The sequence below is a fragment of the Acidovorax sp. CF316 genome (genome assembly GCF_000276605.1).
Taxonomy (GTDB): domain Bacteria; phylum Pseudomonadota; class Gammaproteobacteria; order Burkholderiales; family Burkholderiaceae_C; genus Acidovorax.
Genome location: NZ_AKJX01000041.1, coordinates 1 through 21389, shown reverse-complemented (window position 1 = coordinate 21389; position 21389 = coordinate 1). Strand labels below are relative to the sequence as shown.

Below are 21389 nucleotides of genomic sequence, written 5' to 3'. Positions count from 1 at the left end.
CGCAAGCTGACGGCGGAGTAGCAGGGGCCGGCAGGTCGGCACGCACCAGTCCATCGCGCAGCAGCCCGGCCAGCCACTGCGCCAGCACCTCGGGCGCGGGCAACAGGCCCTGGGTCTGCAACCGCGCGCAGGCCTGCTCCACCGAGGCACCCGCCTGCAGATGGCCTACCCAATCGGCCTCCGGCGCCTGCAGCGTGCGAAAGTGTGGCTGGTGGCCTTGTCGCCACACCAGCAGGCTGACCGGCGCCGGCAATGCCATGGCTTCAGGCACCTCGTCGTCGGCGTGGATGGCATTCCACAGCGCGACGGCGTTGGTGGTCAGCGTGCGCAGCAATGCACTGGGGTGCAGCACCCCGGCGCGTGCCAGCCAGGGGCTGGCGCCAGGGGCCGTGGCCGCATCCAGCGCCGGCACGTCCGCCCCATCGAAGCGCGTACGCAGGTCCCAGTCCAGCTGGGCCAGTTCGTGCAACTCGGGGTTGTCGGGGTAGAGCGTGCGCAGGGTATCCGTGAAGCCTTCGCCATAGCGGTTGAGGCTGCGCACCCTGGGCGGGTGCGCCACCGCATAGGCGCGTGCATGGGCCTCGAAGGTGTCCGACCCCATGTACAGCCAGGTCTTGGCATAGGTGTCGGCCAGCACCTCGGCCAGCCGCGCGCGGTAGGCATGGTGGTAGATGCCCAGGCGGCCCGTGACCGGGGCATCGGCGTCCAGGGCCTGCATCGGCTCGGCCAGGATGCGGTCCGCCAGATCCTGCTGCAGCGCCTGCAGGGGCTGGGCAGGCACGGACGTGGCGCCTGGCCAGGACAGTGGCGCAGGGTCCTTTGCGCCCGCCTGCGGCACATGCAGGGCGGCAATGCGCCGCGCCACGGCCATCTCGTCCAGCAGCTCGGCCAGGGGCGGAATGCGGTCGTCGCGCTCGACCATCGTGGCCACGGCGCCGAAGCGTTCGCAGGCCTGCGCATACAGGTCCCACACGGGCGGAGCCACGGGGTGGTCGTGGGTGTCGATGATGTGGTCGCCCAGGTCCGAATGGCCGGCCAGGTGGATCTGCTGCACGCGGTGCGCGGGCAGCGCGTCGAGGTAGGTGAGCGGGTCGAAGCCGTGGTTCACGCTGCTCACGTGGATGTTGTTCACATCAACCAGCAGCAGGCAATCGGCCTCGTGCGCGATGTAGGCCAGGAACTGCCATTCGCTCGCGCTGTCGCCCGCATGGCGGATGTAGCTGGAGACGTTCTCCAGCACCAGCCGGCGGCCCAGCACGTCCTGCGCGCGGCGCACCTGGGCGATCACATGGCGTGCCGCGGCGTCGGTGTAGGGCAGCGGGTACAGGTCGTGCAACTGCTGATCAGGGCCGGGGCCGATCCAGCACAGGTGGTCCGACACCCACAGCGGCTCGATGCGGTCGGCCAGCGCCTTGACCTGGCGCAGGTAGGCGGTATCCACGCCCTGCGCTGCACCGATGGACATGGCCACGCCGTGCATGGCCATGGGGTAGTCGCGCCGCAGCGCATCGAGCACTGCCAGCGGCTTGCCGCCCGCGACGAGGTAGTTGTCGGTGATGATCTCCAGCCAGTCCAGCGGCTGGGGAGCAGCGAGGAAATCCGCATAGTGCGGTGTGCGCAGGCCCAGGCCGAAGCCGGTGCCGCGCACGGCGATGGGGTCGTGTGCCATGGTGCGCAGGCGGCCGCGCCGTGGCGCAACCGCCAGGGGCCATCACCCCTTGATGTCGCCAATCGTGCCCTTTTCGCTCAGGCATTGTGCGGCCGTCTTGGCCTTGAAGCCATGGCCCTTGCAGGCATTCTGGCCCTTGCAGCTGTGCTCGGCGGTGGAGCAGTCGCTGTTGCCCTTGCAGTCGTGCACGTTGTAGCAGTGCACCTTGTCGTTGGCGGCAACCGCTCCGCCCTTGGAGCCCTTGGGGGCGTCGGCGGCAAAGGCACCGGAGGACAAGGCCAGCAGCGCGGCGGCCAGGGCGAGGGAAGCAGCGGAGGGATTCGATGTGGACAGCATGGTGGAAGACTCCGTAAGGTGAGGGAGGGGTCGAAACAGGGGGTGTTCAGATCGCGCGGCGCCACGCTCTCTGCCTGTTACTTCGCTCCGCCCACCGCGCGGGTTACATGCGGCGCCACAAATAGTTGCAGCGCACCCCGCGCAGGCCTCTTCAACCCGAGGTCTGGGTCACCGAGATATCCGTGTGCACCAGCGACACCGGGTAGCGCTGGCCCGCCAGGTAGTCGGCCAGGCACTGCAGCAGCAAGGGGCTGCGGTGGCGCTCGGGGCAGGCGCGGATCTCCTCGGCCGTCATCCACACCGTGCGCACGATGCCTTCGTCGAGCGTGCGCCAGGCGTGGTGCGTGCCCAGGGTGCCGGCAAAGGCGAAGCGCAGGTAGGTGAGGTCGTCGCCCGTGCGCGTCTTGGTGAAGCGGTTGAGGTAGACCCCGATGATGTGCGTGGGCTCGAAATCGAACGCCGTTTCCTCGAGCACCTCGCGCGCGCAGGCACTGGCGGGCGACTCCCCGGGGTCGAGGTGGCCGGCCGGGTTGTTCAGCTTGAGGCCATCGGTGGTTTCTTCCTCCACCAGCAGGAAGCGGCCATCGCGTTCGATCACGGCGGCCACGGTGACATTGGGTTTCCAGCGGTTCGGCATGTCAGCCATTATGACCACGGCCCGCGACGGATGCCCGGGGCGTGGCGCCGTCAATACAGCGCCGGCGGATGGGTTCAGCGCTGCACAGCCACTGCCCCAGGGACGGCTGCCGGCACGGGCCGCAGCACCAGCCACAGCGCCAGCGCGATCAGCACGCCGCCGGCCGCATGGGCCAGTGTGGCCACCTCGCCCAGCACCAGCCAGCCCCAGGCCACGCCGAACAGGGGGATCAGAAAGGTCACCGTGAGCGCCTTGACCGGCCCCACGTCGGCAATCAGCCGAAAGTACAGCACGTAGGCGAACGAGGTGCACAAGAGGCCCAGCGCCAGCATGGCGCCCCAGACCGTGGGGCCGGCATGCAGCCAGTTGGCCACGGGCTGATGCGCCGCCTCCCACAGCGCGAAGGGCGCGAGGGCCAGCACGGCCCCCCACTGGCTGCCCAGTGCCACGAGCCGGCTGTCCAGCCCGCCGCGCTGGGTGATCCAGCGCCGCGTGAGAAAGCCCGCCAGGCCGTAGCAGGCCGTGGCCACCAGGCAGGCGGCGATGCCGCCGAGCACCGGCGCGCTGAGCGCCACTGGCCCGGCCTGCGCCAGCACCGCCACCCCGGCCATGCCGAGCAGCACGCCCCCCACGCGCGCCGGCGTGATGCGCTCGCCGAAGGCCAGCGCACCGATCACCACGCCCATGAGCGGCGTGGTCGCGTTGAGGATGGCGCTGTACCCCGCCGGCAACACGCGCGCGGCCAGCGCGAACATCAGGAACGGTAGGCCCGAGTTGATGGCGCCCAACACCAGCGCCGCGCCGAGCTTGCCCTGGAACGCCGGCCGCAGCCGCACCACGGCCAGCAGTGCGAGCAGCCCCGCCGCGCCCAGCACCACGCGGCCGAACGCGGTGGGCACGGCGCCCCACACCGGCGCAGCGATGCGCATGAACAGAAAGCTGCCACCCCACAGGGCGGCCAAGGCGAAAAGGCGGATCAGGCTGGCAAGGTTCATGCCCGAATTTTCGGCACACGCAATAGCCTGGACAAACCATTTATCCTCAACAGCTGTTTAGCCAAGCTATACGATGCACCCATGCGCCTGCCTCCCCTGATCGCCGTCCGCTTCTTCGAGGCCACCGCCCGCCATGCCAGCGTGCGCCGCGCGGCCCAAGAGCTGCACGTCACGCCCGGTGCCGTCTCGCAGCAGGTGCGCAAGCTCGAGGACTTCCTCGGCTGCGCGCTGTTCGAGCGCCAACCGCGCGGCCTGGCGCTCACGGCCGCCGGGCGCGACTACCAGGTGGCCTGCGCCGAGGGCCTGGCGATGATCGGGCACGCCACCTCGCGCATCGCCTCGGCGAACCGGCGCCAGGTGGTGCTGGTGAGCTGCACGCCGGGCTTTGCCGTGCAGTGGCTGGTGCCGCGCCTGCAAGGCTTTCTGCAACAACACCCCGACATGGACGTGCATGTGGGCAGCACCAACCGCACGGTGGACCTGGCTGCCGAGGGTGTGCACTTTGCCGTGCGCCACGGGCAGGGTGCCTACCCCGGCCTGCAGTCCGAGGTGCTGGTGGCCGATGACCTGGTGCCCGTGTGCAGCCCGCGCCTGCTGGCCCCACGCCGCACGGCGCGCGTGGCCGACATCACCAGCGCCCGGCTGCTGCACGACGAGCACCGCGGCGACTGGCGCCTGTGGTGCCAGGCGCATGGTGTGGCGGATGTGGACTGCGAGGGCGGTGTCGTGTTCGCGCATTCCAACGCTGCCATCGAGGCCGCCGTGGCCGGCCGCGGCTTTGCCCTGGTGCGGCACGCACTGGTGCAGCAGGAACTGCAGGCGCGCGAACTGGTCTCGGTGCACTGCAAGCCCCTGGCGACCCCGCTGGCCTACCACCTGGTGTACCGGCCCGAGGCGCTGATCGACCCCGGTCTGCGCCGCTTCCACGCCTGGATCGTGGCGCAGGGCAGCAACACTGGCTAGAGCCCGCGCACCATGTAGACCGCGCCCTCGCCATAGCCCGCCAGCCGCTCGCGCTGCAGCGCATCGGCGAGAGGCTGCACGGCGTAGCCATGGCGCTCCCAGTAGCCCTGCGAGCCCTGCACCGACACCAGGGCCGTGTGGCGCAGGCCCCAGGCAGCGCCCTGGGCCCACAGAGGTGTGAGCAGCGCCTGCGCCAGGCCCTGGCCCGCACAGGCCGGCAGCACCGCCATGTCGTGCAGGTACAGGGTGTCGGGCGCGCCGGGCGGGCCCTCGAAGTCGCCGTGCAGCGGCGTGACCTTGCCCTGCACCGAGCGGTAGGCCGCGAGGTAGGCACAGACCTGGCCAGCACGTTCGAGCACCAGCGAGCAGTTCACCGGGCTGGCGAGCCGGCGCGCAAACACCTCACCGCTTTCGACGAAGTCTTCGCCATAGCAGGCCAGCTGCACCTGCAGCAGGCCGGGCAGGTCGTGCAGCTGCAGCGCGCGCGGCGCACCGGGTACGGGGGAAGGGGGAAGCAAGGAATTCGGCATGCAAGGCCCGGATTATCCCGCTGTGGTCCCCGGCGCATGACGCGCCAGGTCATCGACGCAGGCGGGGCCGCCGCGAAGAATGGGCTGCGTGGGATGCCCGTGCATCCGACACCTCTTTCTTCCACCCCTTGCCTTCAGGAGTTGCCATGAACACCGTTGAATCCTCTGCACCGACCGCCGCCAGCGCCGCCCCCGACATCGCCGCGCGCTACATTGCCGCATGGAATGCCACCGACACAACCGAACGCGGGCGCCTGGTGCGCGGCGTCTTCAGTGCCGATGTGCACTACCTTGACCCGATGATGGAAGGCCGGGGCCATGACGGCCTGGCTGCGCTGATCGCGGGCGCACAGCAGCGCTTTGCCGGCTACCGCTTTGCGCTGCTGGGCACGCCCGAGGGCCACCACAGCGTGGTGCGCTTTTCCTGGGCGCTTGCGGCCCCGGGCGCCGAGCCCGTGGCGCGCGGCACCGACGTGGCCGAACTGGATGCCGACGGGCGCCTGCGCCGCGTCACGGGCTTCCTCGACTACGTCGCCGACTGAGCCTCAGTGGGGAAGCACCGGCGGCTGGACGAAATCTTCGAGCGAGAGGCCCTTTTCCTTGAGCAGGGCTTCGAGCACGGGCTGCAGCCGGCCCAGGCTTTCCTGCACAGCCTCGCGCACGGTGTCGACCACCACCTGGGTGCTGCGCTCGATCTCGATGTTGAGCTGGTCGCCGGCCTTCTTGCCCTCGAACACCGTGGCACGGCGCGTCTCGGGGATCAGCCAGACCTCGAACCAGCCCTCGGCGCGGTTCACCTCGGCCACGGTGAGGCTGGCGCCATGGATGGCGATATAGCCCTTGGCGAAGACGTAGCGGCGGAACTCGGGCGGCACGGCCACGCGCCACACCAGGTTGTTGTCGAACTCGCGCACGCTGGCCAGCGTGCCCGAAAAATCGATGTGGCCCGACAGCGGGTGGCCGCCGATCTCGGCGCCGTCCTTGGCTGCGCGCTCGACGTTCACGCGGTCGCCCTGGCCATAGCTGCCCAGCGTGGTGATGTTCAGGCTCTGCTGCATCACATCGAAGTTGGCCTGTGTCGGCGAGAGGATCTCGGTCACCGTGAGGCACACGCCATCGGTGGACACACTGGCACCAATGGCCAGGTCCTGGCAGAAGCCTTCGGGAAAATCGAGCGTGAAGGTGCGCAGGCCTGCGCGGTCATGGATGGCGGCAATGCCTGCCGTGGCTTGAACGATGCCTGTGAACATGGTGGCGCGGCTTTCAGGGTGTGGCCGCCGATTTTGCCACCCGGCCCCGCAACGCGCTGCCCGCCATGCAAAATGGCTGCCTCCGGGGCAGCCCTTTGCGCAAGGAGCACAGTGGCGCTTGCTTACTTCGCGCGCAACAGCTCACCCACCTCGAGCAGCACCAGCTCGTTGTCGTCGGCCTTGTTCGGCTCGCGGCTGGAGCTGAAGGGCAGGTTGTTGTCGTTGCCGACCACGATGTGCGTGCCGTCCACCACGTCCACGTTCTCGATGGTGAAGAACGGGAAGGTCAGCACGCCGTTGTTCAGCGGCTTCTTGGCCAGGCGCTGCGGGTCCTTTATGGACAGCAGGTCGATGTAGCCCACCTTGCGCAGCGGGCCGCCGACGTTGGCTTCGGTCAGCTCGATCTTGTAGACGCGCTTGAACTTGGCCAGGTCGTGGAAGCAATCCGCGCGCTTGGCGCCTTCGGGGCAGGCCTTGTCGGCCGTGCCTTCGCCGTTGTCGCGCTCGATGATGAGGCCGGTGGTGCCGTCGATCATGTTGAAGTCGCCGATGGCGTGGTGGTTGGCTTCCAGCACGTACTTCCAGTGGCGGCCGGTCCACTGCTCGGCCTTCACGTCGAACTCCAGCACGCGCAGGTACTGCTTGCCGTCCACGGCTTCGTAGGCCTTGCCGGCCTCGTTCCACAGCGGCCCTTCGAGCAGGGCATAGAGCTTGCTGCCGTCCTTGGACGAGGCCATGCCTTCATAGCCCTTGGAGCGCTTGGCCTCGAAGGCCGGGGCCTTGGCATCGGGCGCGCCGGCGGTGGTGATGGCCGGGTGGTCGGGCGAGCGCACGACCTTGCCATCCACCTGCGTCTCGAACACGGCGAGCACGCGGCCCGACAGGTCGGCCTTGATCAGGTAGGGCCCGAACTCCTCGCCGATCCACAGCGCGCCGCCGGCGAACTGGAAGCTCTCGGGGTCGAAGTCCGCGCCCGTGAGGTAGCGCTTGTCCGTGCCTTCGTGGACGATGCGGAACGGCACCTTCTTGTCCGGGTCGTGCAGGAACACCGTGGCCTGGCGCTTGAACTGGCCGGCCTTGAAGTCCACCTGGTAGTGGCTCAGGTGCAGCATGAAGTCGGGCGAGTTGGCCTTGGCACCGGCGCCGTTGTCGGTGAGGATCCAGAACGAGCCATCGGCCATGCGCTTGATGCCCGAGTGGCCCTGCAGCGGCTGGCCCGCGAAGGGCAGGGAGATGCCGGTGGGACGGCCGCCCGACAGGCCTTCGACCGAACCCAGCGCCTCCACGCGCTTGCCCGTGGTGAACTTGCCACTGACCTGCAGGTCCTGCGGTGCATCCTTGGGCGCGGGCACCAGGCTCATGGCGGGCATCACCGCATGGCCGGCCAGCGTGGCGGGGTAGGCTTGCTGGGCCTGGGCGGTGAGGGAAGCAGCAGCGGCAGCGCAGGTGAGCAGGGCGCTGGCGGCAATGGTGGAGAGTCGGGACATGGTCGCAGACGGCAGGAAATGTAAACCGGCGACGATGCCCGGCGCGCGTGACGGGCGCGTGACAGAACAGGGCGGCCTCAGGGCACGATGCGCACCGGCGTGCCCACCGCCACCCGCTCGAACAGGTCCACCACATCGGCATTGGCCATGCGCACGCAGCCGTGCGAGGCGGGCACGCCCAGCGGCGTGCCGTCGGGGCAGCCATGCAGGTAGATGTAGCGGCGCAGCGTGTCCACCGCGCCGCCGCGGTTCACGCCCGGCTCGCAGCCCGTGAGCCAGAGGATGCGGCACAGGATCCAGTCGCGCCCCGGGTGCTCGGCAGCGAGCCCGGGCGAATACCGCTCGCCCGTAGGCCGACGCCCGACGAACACGGTGGCGGCATCGCAACCCGCGCCCACCTTGGCGCGCACCCGGTGCAGGCCGCGCGGCGTGCAGCCACTGCCGTTCATCTCGCCAACGCCCTGCAGCGCCGTGGACACGGCATAGCTGCGCACCAGGGCATGGCCCGCGTACAGATCCAGCTGCTGGCGCGGCACGCTGATGTGCACGTGCACGCCGCCGGGCCCTGCCTGCGTCATGGCGACGGTGCGGGCGGCAGGTAGGCGCCGGTGGCGAAGAGCTGGGCCTCGGCGCTCTCGATGCGGCCGATGCCGGGCTTGCCCGCGCGGCTGACCAAGAGGCCCAGCAGCGCCTCCGACAGGGCCTGCGCACCCGCGATGGAGGGAAAGAACGACGGGCTCTGCGTGGAGAACAGCAGCACCTCGTTGGCCAGCAGGGCCAGCGGCGAGGCGGGCGAATCGGTCAGTGCCAGCACCTGGCAGCCGGCCTCGCGCGCCTGGCGCGCCACGGCGATGGCCTCGCGCGAATAGGGACTGAAGCTGATGACCACCACCGCATCGACCTTGTGCAGGGCACGCAGCTGCATCTCCAGCGAGCCGCCCATCCCGTCGAGCAGGTGCACGCTGTCACGGAACAGGCGGTACACGTACATCAGCGAATAGGCCACCGGGTGGCAGGCGCGAAAGCCGGCCACGTGCACGGCGCGCGCCTTCTCCAGCAGCGCCGCGGCGCGCGGCAGGGCATCGCCGTTGGCGTGCTCGGTGGCGTCCAGGTTCTGGTGGTGCACCGCGAAGATCTCGCCGGCCAGCCCGCCGCCATCGCGCGCGCGGTCCACCAGGCTGCGCGCCTTGTGCGCATAGGGCTCGGAGCCCAGGCCCATGTCCTGCACCAGCGCCGCCTTGAGCTCGGGCCAGCCGTCGAAGCCCAGCAGCTGCGCAAAGCGCACCAGCGTGGCGGGCGGGATCCCAACGCGCGCGCTGACCGTGCGCATGGAGGCCGTGACCACGTCGTTCGGGTGCTCCAGCACGAAGCGTGCGGCCTTCTGCTGCGTGGCGGTCATGCCGTCGAACCGGTCACGGAGGGTGTCTTTCAGGCCCATGGCGGGTGGCGGTGCATGCGCAGGAGTGGTGGTCGCAGCACTGTAGCGGATCACTTCCCGGTGCAGGTGTTCCACCTGGCCCCAGCAACAAAACACATGTTCCATTTAATTTGATTTTACGGTACATTTGTTCCATCAATTGTTTGCACCTGTTCCGGAGACCCTGGCATGACCCACGTTTTTCACCGCCACCTTCTGCACACCCCGCCCGTGGCCGTGGGCGGGCAGGGCATGTACCTGCGCGATGCTGCGGGGCGCGAATACCTCGACGCCTCGGGCGGTGCGGCCGTGTCCTCGTTGGGCCATGCCCACCCCGACGTGCTGGCCGCCATGCACGCGCAGATCGACCGCCTGGCCTATGCCCACACCAGCTTCTTCACCACCGAGGTGGCCGAGCAACTGGCGGAGCAACTGGTGCGCACGGCCCCGGACGGCACCAGCCACGCCTACTTCGTGAGCGGCGGGTCCGAGGCCGTGGAGGCCGCGCTCAAGATGGCGCGCCAGTACTTCGTGGAGATCGGCCAGCCCGAGCGCACGCACTTCATCGCGCGGCGCCAGAGCTACCACGGCAACACCCTGGGCGCGCTGGCCGTGGGCGGCAACGCCTGGCGGCGCGCCCCCTTCGCGCCCCTCCTGGTGGAGGCCACGCACGTGGCGCCCTGCTACCCCTACCGCGAGCAGCAGGCCGGCGAGACTCCCGAGGCCTATGGCCTGCGCCTGGCACGCGAGCTGGAGGAGGCCATCGTCGCGCGCGGCCCCGATACCGTGCTGGCCTTCGTCGCCGAGACGGTGGGGGGCGCCACGGCCGGCGTGCTCACGCCCGTGCCCGGCTACTTCAAGGCGGTGCGCGAGGTCTGCGACCGCCATGGCGTGCTGCTGATCCTGGACGAGGTGATGTGCGGCATGGGCCGCACCGGCACCCTGCATGCCTGCGAGCAGGAGGGCGTGGTGCCCGACCTGATCACCGTGGCCAAGGGCCTGGGCGGCGGCTACCAGCCCATCGGCGCGGTGCTGGCGCAAAAGCACATCGTGGACGCGATGTCGCAGGGCAGCGGTTTCTTCCAGCATGGCCATACCTACCTGGGCCACCCGGTGGCCTGCGCGGCCGCGCTGGCGGTGCAGCAGGTCATCGAGCGCGACGGCCTGCTGGCCAAGGTGCGCGAGGACGGCGATTTCCTGGGCCAGGCGCTGCGCGATGCGCTGGGCCACCACCCGCATGTGGGCGACATCCGCGGGCGCGGCTTCTTCTGGGGCGTGGAGCTGGTGGCCGACCGGGCCAGCAAGGCCGCGTTCGATCCCGCGCAGAAGGTGCATTCGCGCCTCAAGAAGAAGGCCATGGACCTGGGCCTGCTGTGCTACCCCTTCGGCGGCACGGTGGACGGCAATGTGGGCGACCACGTGCTGCTGGCCCCGCCCTACATCGCCTCGCGCGAGCAGCTCGCCACCATCGCCGCGCTGCTGGCCCAGGCCGTCGACGCCGTGACCTCGACCGCCACGCTGCCGCGCCAGCCCAGCCCCTGCTGATCCGATCTCCCCAACCCGCGTCACTTTGACCTGAAAGGTGCTCCCATGCCGATGAAGACCCTGACCACCACCCTGATGCTGGCCTCTCTGCTGGCCTGCGGCGCCAGCCAGGCGCAAAGCCCCGCCGGCGGCACGCTCAAGAAGATCCGCGACAGCGGCTCCATCACCTACGGCCACCGCGAAGCCTCTTTCGGCTTTTCCTACCTGGACGGCGGCGGCAAGCCGGTGGGCTACAGCATCGACATCTGCAACCGCATCCTGGAGGCGATCAAGGCCGAGCTCCAGCTGCCGCAGATCGCGGTGAAGTACCAGAACGTGACCTCGCAGAACCGCATCCCGCTGGTCGCCAACGGCACGGTGGACATCGAATGCGGCTCCACCACCAACCTCATCGAGCGCCAGCAGATGGTGGCTTTCTCGCCCGACATCTTCCGCTACAACGTGCGCATGGCCGTGCGCGCCGACTCGGGCATCAAGGGCGTGGCCGACCTGCAGGGCAAGTCGGTGGTGGCCACCAGCGGTACCACCTCGCTGCGCCTGCTGCGCGAGGCCGACAAGGGCAAGAACCTGGAGATCACGCAGCTGGCGGGCAAGGACCACACCGACTCCTTCCTCATGGTCGAGACGGGCCGCGCCGCCGCCTTCGTGCTCGACGACATCCTGCTCGCGGGCCTGATCGCCACCCATCGCAGCCCCAAGGACTTTGCCATCGTCGGCGAGGGCCTGCGCACCGAGAACCAGTCGCTGATGTTCCGCAAAGACGACCCGGAGTTCAAGGCGCTGGTGGACCGCGTGGTCACGGGCATGATGAAGTCCGGCGAGATGGAAAAGCTGTACAACCGCTGGTTCATGCAGCCCATTCCGCCCAAGAACGTGAGCATCAACTACCCGCTGAACGCCGAGACGCGCGACGCCTTCGCCAACCCCAGTTCCAAGGGCATCTGATTGCACCGCGCCCCGCCATGTCCCGCATTGCCCTCATCCACGCCCTCGCCCATTCGGTGGCGCCGATCAACGACGCCTTTGCCCAGGACTGGCCCGAGGCGGTGCGCATGAACCTGCTGGACGACAGCCTCTCGGCCGACCTGGCACGCGGGGGCAGGGGGCTGGACGCGGCCATGCACGCGCGCTTCGAGGCCCTGGCGGACTATGCCGTGGGCACGGGGGCCGATGGCATCCTGTTCACCTGCTCGGCCTTCGGGCCCTGCATCGAGCGCGTGGCGGTGCGGCACGCGCAGATCCCGGTGCTCAAGCCCAACGAGGCCATGGTCGAAGAAGCCGTGGCCACAGGCCGGCGCATCGGCCTGATCGCCAGCTTTGCGCCCACGCTGCAGTCCATGCCGCCGGAGTTTCCGCCCGGCACACCACTGCAACTGGCCCTGGCCGAAGGGGCCATGGCGGCCCTGAACGCGGGCAACGGCGACCTGCACGACAGCCTGGTCGCCGCGCAGGCCCAGCGCCTGCAGCGCGAGGGCTGCGAGGTGATCGCGCTGGCGCAGTTCAGCATGGCGCGCGCACGCAGCATGTGCGCGGCGGTCACCGGCCTGCCGGTGCTGACCACGGTGGACAGCGCGGTGGCTGCATTGAAGCGCCGCTTGGCCTAGCCTGCTGCCACCAGCCCCGCCGCATGGCCGCGTGTGAAGGCTTCCTCGAACACCGAATACCCCGACCAATCGCTGTGCGCAAACACCAGGCGCGCCGTGGCCGGCGTGGGCAGCACGGCCACGCGCTCGCCGCCCGCCAGGCGCACGCGCTTGTCCGGCGCCCGGTAGCGGCCCGGCTGGTGCAGCCAGCCCAGCAGCCCCGGCGTGGGGATGGACATGGCATGGCCGTAGCGTGTGATGTCCATGCGCGTGGCGCGCTGGGCCAGGTCGGGGTGCGGGCCGGCCAGTGACTGCATTGCCGCCTGCGCCCAGTGGGTCCAGGGCTGGGTGGCCAGCTGCTGGCGGCCATCGGGCAGGTCGCCCAGGGCCTGGTAGTAGGTGAGCACCGTGGGACCGGGGCGCGGGTCCAGGCGCTGGTGGCCGGCGTCCACGTAGCCCAGGCCGCCGGGGTTGGCATCGGCATACAGCACGTTGTCCCACGCGGGGGCGGCGCCCGCACGGTCGGTCAGCGGCGCATCGATGTGGATGTTGGCCACCAGCCAAGGGGCCCAGGACAGGCGCTGCGCCGTCTCGGCAAGGAAGGCGGGCGGGTTGCGCACCATGCGCGCGGCCAGGAACACGGGCAGCGCCACCACGCAGCGCGGTGCCTGCCAGCGCTCGACATTGCCCGAGGCATGATTGAGCGCATCCACCTCCACGCCATGGCGCCCCTCGGTGATGCGCAGCACGCTGGTGCCCGTGGCCAGTTGCCCGCCGCCCCGCAGCGGCAGCGCCAGGCGCTGGGTGAGCCAGCCATTGCCCTCGGGCCAGGTGAGCACGCCCTCGCGGTCCTCGCTGCCCGCGTCACCCGGCGCATGGAAGCCATGGCGGCTGGCGAAGTAGTGGATGCCGGCCCAGGCCGACACGTGCGCCGTGCCCGCACCGTAATCGTCCCGGCAGCAGTAGCCCAGGTACCAGCGCAGGTGCGCATCGTCGAGGCCCTCCTGGGTGAGCCAGGCGTCGAAGGAGAGGGCATCGAGCGCCTGGTGCGTGGGCGGCAGCGGCCGCCGGCCGTCGAAGGCCTTGAGCATGGGCATGGTGAAGCGCGCCGCCTTGGACAGCGCATCCACCCGCTCGGAAAAGCGGCGGTACTGGGCCAGCGTGGCCTCGCCCACGCCCTGCACCGGCAGCAGGCCTTCCTGCCATTCGCCCTCGAAGTACAGCCGCTCCTGCGGGCTGTGGCACAGGTGGCGCTCGTCGTAGCGCCAGCGGCCGGCCACGCGCTGGCGCAGGCCCAGTTCCTCGAGCAGGTCCTGCACCTCGCTGGCGTCGTCGCCGGGCACGGGCAGGTAGTGCGCGCCCATGGGGCAGGCGATGCCGCCGACCAGGCCGCCGCGGCTGTTGCCGCCGGCCTGGTCTTCAAGCTCCAGCAGCGCGAAGTCCTCCACCCCCGCCAGGCGCAGCGCGCGCGCCGCCGCCAGGCCGGCCACGCCGCCGCCGGCGATGATGACCTGCGCGCGCCGCACCACGGCGGGCTCGGGCAGGGAGCCCTTTTGCAGCATCTCGCGCAGCGCATGGCCGCGCTGCATGTCGATGCCGGCAAAACCGCCTTCGAGCGTGCGTGGCACCTTCTCACAGCCGGGCAGCGCGGCCCCCGCGGCCAGCAGGGCACCGGCCTGCAGCAGCTGCCGGCGGCGCGATGAGGGCAGGGAAAGGGGGGACGCAAGGGACATGGGGCCGTACTCTACGTCACCCGCAAGCCCTCCTGGCAAGACAAGGGTCAGTCTTTCCAGCGTGCCTGGATTTCGAGCAGTTGGGGCAGCTGCGCGATGAACACCTCGACCATCGCCGGATCGAAATGCTTGCCCGCCTGCGCGCGCAGGTGGGCCACGGTGTCCTCGGTGCTCCAGGGCTCCTTGTAGGGCCTGCGCGCGGTGAGCGCGTCGAACACGTCGGCCAGCGCGACGATGCGCGCCTCCACGGGAATCGCCTCGCCCGCCAGTCCCTTCGGGTAACCGCTGCCGTCCCACTTCTCGTGGTGCGTGAGCGCGATGGCATGGGCCAGGCGCAGCACGCCCCCGGGGTGCTCGCCGATGATCTCGGCGCCGATCTGCGGGTGGCGGCGCATGGTCTCCCATTCGCCCGCATCGAGCGGGCCGGGCTTGCGCAGCACGGCGTCGGGGATGCCGATCTTGCCCACATCGTGCATGGGCGCGGCGTTGAGCAGGTCTTCGGCCCAGGCCGGCGAGTGGCCCAGCGCCAGCGCCAGCACATGGGCGAAGTGGCTCATGCGGATGACGTGCATCCCGGTCTCATTGTCCTTGTACTCGGCCGCACGGCCCAGGCGCTGCACGATCTGCAGCCGGGTCTCGCGCAGCTCCTCGGTGCGCACCAGCGACAGGTGGGTGCGCACACGGGCGCGCACCACCGGGGCGCTCACGGGCTTGGTGATGTAGTCCACACCGCCCACGTCGAAGCCGCGCGCCTCGTCCTGCACGTCGGTGAGCGCGGTGACGAAGATCACCGGGATGTTCGCGGTGGCCCGGTCGGCCTTGAGGGCCTGGCACACGGCGTAGCCGTCCATCTGCGGCATCATCACATCGAGCAGCACCAGGTCGGGCCGCTGCTGCTGGGCGATCTGCAGCGCGCGCGCACCATCGGTGGCGAACAGCAGGCGAAAGTCCTCCTGCAGGATGTGGCGCAGCACCTGCAGGTTGGTGGGTTCGTCGTCCACCAGCAGCAGGCGCGGGCGATGGTCTTCGGGGGTGGCCGTCATGGGGCTTCCTTCGGGTGCCGGGGGCAAAGGGTGCAATTGTCAGACATGCGTTTGCCCCGGCTGCAACGGTGCCTGCAGATGGTGCTGCAGGGCCTGCAGGCAGGTGCGCGCCTCGTCGAAGTCGAAGCGGTCGAGCGCCTCGTGCAGGCCGTTAAGCGTGACCGCGGGCAACTCGCCCTCGAGCACCGCCAGCGGCGCGTCGGCCAGCTCTCCCTGCGCCAGGGCGGCGGCAAGGGCCGCGATGGCGGCCAGCACGCGCTCGCGCTGGGCCTGCTGCAGCGGCGCAGGCGCTGGCGCCGAACCCTGCCGCTGCGCATCGGGCGCCTGGGGGCTGAGCAGGGCACCACCCACGGCATCGAGCGCCGTGGCCAGGGCCAGCAGGGCCACCTGCACCGAGCCGGCATCGCGCTCGCGCGCCGCCTGCTCGATCTGGCCGGAATACTGCTGCACCGCAGGCAGCGCCAGGTTGGCGGCCGCACCGCGCAGGCGGTGGGCACGCGCCGCCAGGCTGTCCCAGTCGTCGGCCTGGTGCGCGGACAGCAGGCCGGCCAGCGCCACGCCGCTCTCCTGCATGAAGCGCTCGATGGCTTCGCGCAGGTAGCGTGCCTGCGTCCACAGCCGCACCCCCCGCTCCCATTCGATGGCGGGTGCCACCGGGGCCGTTGCCGGTTGCCGGGCGGGCGGGGCCAGCAGCCCCTCGCCGGGAGGCAGGGCGCCGAAGATGCTGGCCACGGCGAACACCGGATCACCGCCGTCTTCGCGCACGCCGATCACGCGCGCGACCTCGGCCATGAGCCGCACCGGCTCCACCGGCTTGCTGGCAAAGCCATCCATGCCGGCGGCACGGGCGTTGCGGCGGTCCTGTTCGAGCACGCTAGCCGACAGGGCCACGATGGGGGTCGGCTTGCGCCGGCGCGCCTGCTCGAAGCTGCGCAGGTGGCGTGTGGCCTCCAGGCCGTCCATGTCGGGCATCTGCAGGTCCATCAGCACCACGTCGAAGCGCTGCTGCGCGAAGGCCTCGAGCGCCAGCGCGCCGCTGCCCACAGCCGTGAGCTTGTGGCCACCGCGCTGCAGCGTGATCTGCAGCAGCTCCAGGTTGGCGGGCACGTCGTCCACGGCCAGCACGCGCAGCGTGGGCAGGGGGGCGCGCAGCCAGTCGCGGGTCGTCGAAGGGCCGGCATCCGCCGGCGGCTGGCCGGTGCGCAGCGGCAGGCGCACGGTGAAGGTGCTGCCCTGGCCCATCTGGCTGACCACCGCAATGCTGCCGCCCATCAGCTCGGCCAGCTGGCGGGCGATGGTCGTGCCCAGGCCCGTGCCACCGTAGCGGCGCGTGGTCGAGGCATCGGCCTGCGCGAAGGGGTCGAAGATGCGCTCCACACCGGCGGCGTCGATGCCGATGCCGGTGTCCACCACCTGCAGCACGAGCTGCGCATTGGCGCCGGCCACGCGCAGCGTGACCCGGCCCTCGTGCGTGAACTTGATGGCGTTGCCCATCAGGTTGAGCAGCACCTGCTGGATGCGGAAGGCATCGCCCTGCCAGTGGACAGGCACGCCTTCGGGATAGTCGAGCACGACCTCCAGCCCCTTCTTGGCGGCGTTGATGCGCAGCGAGGCCAGGATCTGGTCGCACAGCTCGCGCAGGCTGAAATCGGCGACCTCCAGTTCCACCGCGCCCTTTTCGAGCTTGGCGGTGTCCAGGATGTCGTTGAGCAGGCGCAGCATGGAGCGCGCCGCATGGTGCACCGTGCCCAGGTGCCGGCGCTGGGTGCTTTCGAGCGGCGTATCGAGCAGCGCCTCGGTGAAGCCGATGATGGCGTTCATGGGCGTGCGGATCTCGTGGCTCATGTTCGCCAGGAAGGTGCTGCGTGCTGCGGCCGCATGCTCGGCCTGTTCCTTGGCCGTGCGCAGGTCCGTCTCCATGCGCCGGCGCATGGTCAGGTCGGTGGCGAACTTGACGATCTTGAAGGCCCGCCCCTGCGCGTCGAAGATCGGGTTGTAGGTGGCCTGGATCCAGACCTCGCGCCCGCCCCGGCCCAGGCGCAGGTACTCCCCCGCGTTGAACTCGCCCTGGCCCAGGCGCGCCCAGAAGGCCTGGTAGGCCTGGCTGCCGGCGTACTCCGGCGTGCAGAAGATGCGGTGGTGCTGGCCTGCGATCTCGGCGAGCGTGTAGCCCATGAGGTCCAGGAAATTGCGGTTGGCGGTGAGCACCCGGCCCTTGAGATCGAATTCGATCACCGCCTGCGAGCGGCCGATGGCCGTGACCGTGCCCACGAACTCGGCGTTCTGCGCCTTGGAGGCCGTCATGTCGGTGATCACGCCGTCGATCCAGCGGACTTCCCCCTGCGGCCCCGAGACACCGCGGCCCGTTTCGGACACCCAGCGGATACCACCATCGCGCGTGTGCAGCCGGTACTCCAGCACATAGGACGCACCCGCTTCCAGGGCGCGCGCCACCTGGTCCCCGATGCGCGCGGCATCGTCCTCGTGGATGATGCGGCCGAACGAGATGTGCCCGGCCAGGAAGTCCTCGGCCGGCCAGCCCGTGAGGGACTCCACCGCGTCGCTGATGAACAGCATGGACCAGTCGGCGTCGTAGCGGCAGCGAAACGCCACGCCCGGAATGTTGCGCACCAGCGAGCGCAGCTGCTCCTCGCCGCGCCGGCGCTCCTGCTCCATGGCCCGGCGCTCGGTCAGGTCGGTCAGGAAGCCGACGAGCACCGGCGGCCCCGGCAGGTCCACGCGGCCGACCACCAGCCGCACGGGCACCAGGCTGCCATCCTTGCGCACCACGTGGATGTCCTTGTCCTTGCCCACCTGGCGCGCCTCGCCGCGCGACAGGTCGCGCGGCAGGTAGCTGTGCGGCGTGTCGGCATAGGCCGGGTCCACGAGCATGCGCACGGGCCGGCCCACGGCTTCCTCGGCCGTCCAGCCGAGCATGCGCTGCGCCGAACCGTTGAAGGACCGGATGGTGCCGTCCGCATCTGCCATGACGATGGCGTCCATGGCGGTTTCCACCACCGCGCGCAGGCTCGACTCGCTCTGCTCGGACCTGCGCAGCAGCCAGCGGACCCGAAGACCGATGTTGACGGTGGTTACCACCAGCCCCACCAGGACGGCCATCAGCGCGATGGCCAGCGCCATGTAGCGGGCCTGCTCGGGCACCGGCCCCAGGTCTGGCACATTGCCGGAGACACGCACGGCGGCGATGCTGATGAAGTGCATGCCGGCGATCGCCAGCCCCAGGACCAGCCCCCCCAGCAGCGTGCTCAGCCAGGGCCGGCGCGCCCAGGCGCGCAGCATGCCGAAGCGCAGCCACAGCGCCAGGATGGCCATGCCCACCGCGAACGCGAGGGAGGCCGCAAAGCCGCCCACGTCGTAGCGGATCATCGGCGCCATGTCGGAGGCCGACATGCCGGCGTAGTGCATGACGCCGATGCCCGCACCCACCAGGGCGCCGCCCCAGGCGATGGACAGGCCCGTGGGCTGTCTTTGGGTGAGCACGTGCAGCGCGATCCACGACGCCACCAGGCTGGGCAGAAAGGACAGCGCCGTGACCGAGGGCTCGAAATGGCCGTGTGCGCACAGGTCGAAGGCCAGCATGCCCACGAAGTGCATCGACCAGACCCCGCCGCCCAACGCCAGCGAACCGGAGGCGACGGTCAGGTTGCGGCGCAGCCGGTCCGGCGCACGCTGCGCCAGCGCGGCCAGGTGCAGCGCCATGAGGGAGGAAGCAATCGCCAGCGCGACCGACAGGGCCACGAGCCAGGGGTCGTGCCCCCAGAGATTCTGGGGATCCCGCTGTGCGCCGACAACGAAGAATCTCTCAAGCATCGGGGCGGACAAATGTAAGCGTTGGTTTCCATTCTGCCGGCAACCCCTTGAGCGATTTACCCATAGGGTCTTGAAACCCGCCGCCGCGCCGATTTGTTACATCCGCGCGGCATGGATGCAACAGCGCGGGCTTCCAGAGCTCGCCCGCAGGGGGATGTGCCGAATTCAGTGCGCTGCGACCTTGCCCCACTCCCGCTCATAGGTGTGCACCAGGGCCTGGTTGGACAGACGGTTGACGTCCGCCGGCAGGCGCGCCATGTCGAGCGGAAAGTCGAACAGCAGGGGCAGCGTGCCCGCGCTCAGGAAGCGCAGGTCGGGCGGCAGCGCCTCGGGCATGCGCCAGGGCCGGCGGCTGGCCACCACGAAGCCCCACTCCCCGAAGCTCGGCACATGGGCGTGGTAGGGCGCCGTCTGCAGGCCCACCGATTCCATGGTCTGCACCACCGTCCAGTAGCTCTGGCGCGCCACCAGCGGCGAGGTGGTCTGCACCACGGCGTAGCCGCTGGCGGCCAGGCGCTTGTCCAGCAGCGCATAGAAGCTATTGGTGTAGAGCTTGCCGATGGAAAAATTGGTCGGGTCGGGAAAGTCCACCACGATCACGTCGAAGACATCCTCCGCCGCGTCACAGCCCGGGGCCTTGCACTGCTGCAGCCACTGGAAGGCATCGGTGTTGACCACCTGCACCTTGGGCGAGCGCAGCGCCTCGCCATTGAGCCGGGCGAGCGTGGGGTTGTCGGTGAACAGGCGCGTCATGGCCGGGTCCAGCTCCACCAGGGTGACGGACTCGACCGAGGGGTACTTGAGGATCTCGCGCACGGCCATGCCGTCGCCGCCGCCGAGCACGGCCACGCGCCGGGGCGCGCCGTGCGCCGCCATCGCGGGGTGGACCAGCGCCTCGTGGTAGCGGTACTCGTCGCGCTCGGCGAACTGTAGGTTGCCGTTGAGGTACAGCCGGTGGCCCAGCTTGCCGTTGGTGACGACGATGCGCTGGTAGGGCGATGCGGTGCTGAAGACGATGCGGTCCTGGTAGAACTTGTCCTCGGCGAAGCTGGTGATGTGGTCGGCCCCGAGCAGGCCTGCAAACAGCAGCGCCAGCACGGCGACGCAGGCCAGGGCATGCGCGCGCAGGCGGCGCAGCTCGTCGCGGAACAACCACACCGCCCACAGCGCCACCGCGGCATTCATGAGGCCGAACAGCAGGCCCGTGCGGATCAGCCCCAGGTGCGGCACCAGCAGCAGCGGGAAGGCCATGGACACGGCCAGCGCGCCCAGGTAGTCGAAGGTCAGCACCTGCGAGACCAGGTCCTTGAGCGCCACGTTGCGCTTGAGGATGCGCATGACCAGCGGAATCTCCAGACCCACCAGCGTGCCCACCATGAACACCATGCCATACAGCAGCAGGCGAAAGGCCCCGGGCGCGTAGGCATTGGCCAGGAACAGCGTGGCCGGCAGCGCGCCGCCGATCAAGGCCACCAGCAGCTCGATGCGCAGGAAGTGCGCCGGCAGCTGGCGCTCGAAATAGCGCGACAGCCACGAGCCCACGCCCATGGCGAACAGGTAGGTGCCGATGATGGTCGAGAACTGCAGCACCGAGTCGCCCAGCACATAGGACGCGAGCGCGCCGGCCGCCAGCTCGTAGAGCAGGCCGCAGGCGGCCACGACGAACACGCTGGCCAGCAGCGCCACATCGATGGGGCGCGCGCCCGACGGGGCGGAGGCGGAAGGGATGGAGGTAGGGTTCGAGGACAAGCCGCTATTGTGCTGCGAATGGCGAGGGCACCGGCTGCTGGCGAGGTTCTGCCGCCGCAGGGCCCAGCAGGCCCCTGGGGAGGTCCTTGCCCTGGGCTGTGAGCTGTGCCGCCAGGCCTTGCGCAATGGCCTCGGCGCGTGCCCGGCCCTGGGCCACCTGCCCGGGCGGCAGGCGGGCCTCTTCGCGCTGCATGAAGTCGGCCAGATGTTGCGGGCTGCGCGCCATCCGGGCCAGCAGGATGCGGTAGGCATGGCCTTCCACGGGGTCATGGATGGCAGGGGCAGCCGGCACGCTGGGGCCCGCGTCATAGAGCCATGCCAGGGTGCTCACGGCCAGAAAGGGCTCCCCGATCAGGGCCTGCTGCGCATAGCCCAGCACCTCCCGGTACCAGGCGGCCAGTTGCGCATCGCTCTGGGGAGCCCCCGCAAACCCTTCGGGCCCATGGCGGCCCGTGGGCCCCACGTACTGGAAGTGCAGCTGTGCGTCCACATTGCCGGCGCGCGCGTGCAGGCGCAGGATCCCGGTGCGCAAGGCATAGTCTGTGTCCGACAGCCGCGCGCACAGCGCCGTGGCCTGGGCATGCCGAGCATCGAGCTCCTTGAGGCGGGCCGCCGATGCGG

Annotated in this window: 19 protein-coding genes; 5 read left to right on the top strand and 14 right to left on the bottom strand. The window is 70.1% G+C overall.

The window, feature by feature from the left end; genetic code table 11:
* The 4 genes from PMI14_RS35265 to PMI14_RS05250 all read right to left on the bottom strand — a co-directional run.
* Positions 1 to 1669: DUF692 family multinuclear iron-containing protein (locus PMI14_RS35265; protein ID WP_007850749.1), on the bottom strand; the 1669-nt coding region annotated here is incomplete at its 3' end.
* A gap of 42 nt (positions 1670 to 1711) precedes the next feature.
* Positions 1712 to 2005 (bottom strand): hypothetical protein, encoded by a 294-nt coding sequence (locus PMI14_RS05260; protein ID WP_007850748.1) that lies wholly within the window; start codon positions 2003 to 2005, stop codon positions 1712 to 1714.
* A 151-nt stretch (positions 2006 to 2156) separates the two neighbouring features.
* On the bottom strand, positions 2157 to 2642 hold the full coding sequence (locus PMI14_RS05255) for an NUDIX hydrolase (RefSeq protein ID WP_035202437.1): 486 nt from the start codon (positions 2640 to 2642) through the stop codon (positions 2157 to 2159).
* 74 nt (positions 2643 to 2716) lie between these two features.
* Positions 2717 to 3637, bottom strand: coding sequence for a DMT family transporter (locus tag PMI14_RS05250; protein WP_007850742.1), 921 nt, complete (start codon positions 3635 to 3637; stop codon positions 2717 to 2719).
* An 81-nt stretch (positions 3638 to 3718) separates the two neighbouring features.
* Between PMI14_RS05250 and gcvA the strand changes: the two genes are divergently transcribed.
* Positions 3719 to 4600 (top strand): transcriptional regulator GcvA, encoded by an 882-nt coding sequence (gcvA, locus tag PMI14_RS05245; RefSeq protein WP_007850739.1) that lies wholly within the window; start codon positions 3719 to 3721, stop codon positions 4598 to 4600.
* Here the strand turns inward: gcvA and PMI14_RS05240 are convergent.
* Positions 4597 to 5130, bottom strand: a complete 534-nt coding sequence (locus PMI14_RS05240) for a GNAT family N-acetyltransferase (protein WP_007850732.1) — start codon at positions 5128 to 5130, stop codon at positions 4597 to 4599. The genes gcvA and PMI14_RS05240 overlap by 4 nt on opposite strands.
* A 146-nt stretch (positions 5131 to 5276) precedes the next feature.
* Here PMI14_RS05240 and PMI14_RS05235 point away from each other — a divergent pair, with 146 nt between their 5' ends.
* Positions 5277 to 5672, top strand: a complete 396-nt coding sequence (locus PMI14_RS05235; RefSeq protein WP_007850730.1) for a nuclear transport factor 2 family protein — start codon at positions 5277 to 5279, stop codon at positions 5670 to 5672.
* 3 nt (positions 5673 to 5675) lie between these two features.
* Here PMI14_RS05235 and PMI14_RS05230 read toward each other — a convergent pair whose 3' ends face one another.
* From PMI14_RS05230 to PMI14_RS05215, 4 genes are all read right to left on the bottom strand, one after another.
* Positions 5676 to 6380: a riboflavin synthase gene (locus tag PMI14_RS05230; protein WP_007850727.1), complete on the bottom strand. Its 705-nt coding sequence runs from the start codon at positions 6378 to 6380 to the stop codon at positions 5676 to 5678.
* A 122-nt stretch (positions 6381 to 6502) separates the two neighbouring features.
* Complete coding sequence (locus PMI14_RS05225) at positions 6503 to 7867, bottom strand: esterase-like activity of phytase family protein (protein WP_007850724.1); 1365 nt, start codon at positions 7865 to 7867, stop codon at positions 6503 to 6505.
* Between the two features lie 77 nt (positions 7868 to 7944).
* Positions 7945 to 8445, bottom strand: a complete 501-nt coding sequence (locus PMI14_RS05220; RefSeq protein WP_007850722.1) for a L,D-transpeptidase — start codon at positions 8443 to 8445, stop codon at positions 7945 to 7947.
* Positions 8442 to 9305: a MurR/RpiR family transcriptional regulator gene (locus PMI14_RS05215; protein WP_007850720.1), complete on the bottom strand. Its 864-nt coding sequence runs from the start codon at positions 9303 to 9305 to the stop codon at positions 8442 to 8444. The genes PMI14_RS05220 and PMI14_RS05215 overlap by 4 nt, the downstream gene beginning before the upstream one ends.
* Positions 9306 to 9473: 168 nt before the next feature.
* Here PMI14_RS05215 and PMI14_RS05210 point away from each other — a divergent pair, with 168 nt between their 5' ends.
* From PMI14_RS05210 to PMI14_RS05200, 3 genes are read left to right on the top strand one after another with little or no spacing between them, the layout of a single operon-like run.
* Positions 9474 to 10829, top strand: a complete 1356-nt coding sequence (locus PMI14_RS05210; RefSeq protein ID WP_007850718.1) for an aspartate aminotransferase family protein — start codon at positions 9474 to 9476, stop codon at positions 10827 to 10829.
* A gap of 45 nt (positions 10830 to 10874) precedes the next feature.
* Positions 10875 to 11774, top strand: coding sequence for a transporter substrate-binding domain-containing protein (locus PMI14_RS05205; RefSeq protein ID WP_007850716.1), 900 nt, complete (start codon positions 10875 to 10877; stop codon positions 11772 to 11774).
* A gap of 17 nt (positions 11775 to 11791) precedes the next feature.
* Positions 11792 to 12433: an aspartate/glutamate racemase family protein gene (locus PMI14_RS05200; protein WP_007850712.1), complete on the top strand. Its 642-nt coding sequence runs from the start codon at positions 11792 to 11794 to the stop codon at positions 12431 to 12433.
* On the opposite strand, the gene PMI14_RS05195 is transcribed toward PMI14_RS05200, so the two are convergent.
* From PMI14_RS05195 to PMI14_RS05175, 5 genes are all read right to left on the bottom strand, one after another.
* Entirely contained in the window at positions 12430 to 14145 is a 1716-nt protein-coding gene (locus PMI14_RS05195; protein ID WP_007850711.1) for an NAD(P)-binding protein, read from the bottom strand. The genes PMI14_RS05200 and PMI14_RS05195 overlap by 4 nt on opposite strands.
* A 47-nt stretch (positions 14146 to 14192) precedes the next feature.
* On the bottom strand, positions 14193 to 15188 hold the full coding sequence (locus PMI14_RS05190) for a two-component system response regulator (RefSeq protein ID WP_007850702.1): 996 nt from the start codon (positions 15186 to 15188) through the stop codon (positions 14193 to 14195).
* A 39-nt stretch (positions 15189 to 15227) separates the two neighbouring features.
* Positions 15228 to 19019: a PAS domain S-box protein gene (locus tag PMI14_RS05185; protein ID WP_007850700.1), complete on the bottom strand. Its 3792-nt coding sequence runs from the start codon at positions 19017 to 19019 to the stop codon at positions 15228 to 15230.
* 165 nt (positions 19020 to 19184) lie between these two features.
* Positions 19185 to 20768 (bottom strand): polyamine aminopropyltransferase, encoded by a 1584-nt coding sequence (locus PMI14_RS05180; protein ID WP_007850698.1) that lies wholly within the window; start codon positions 20766 to 20768, stop codon positions 19185 to 19187.
* Positions 20769 to 20772: 4 nt separating this feature from the next.
* A partial coding sequence (locus PMI14_RS05175; RefSeq protein ID WP_007850695.1) for a hypothetical protein occupies positions 20773 to 21389 on the bottom strand: 617 nt, incomplete at its 5' end.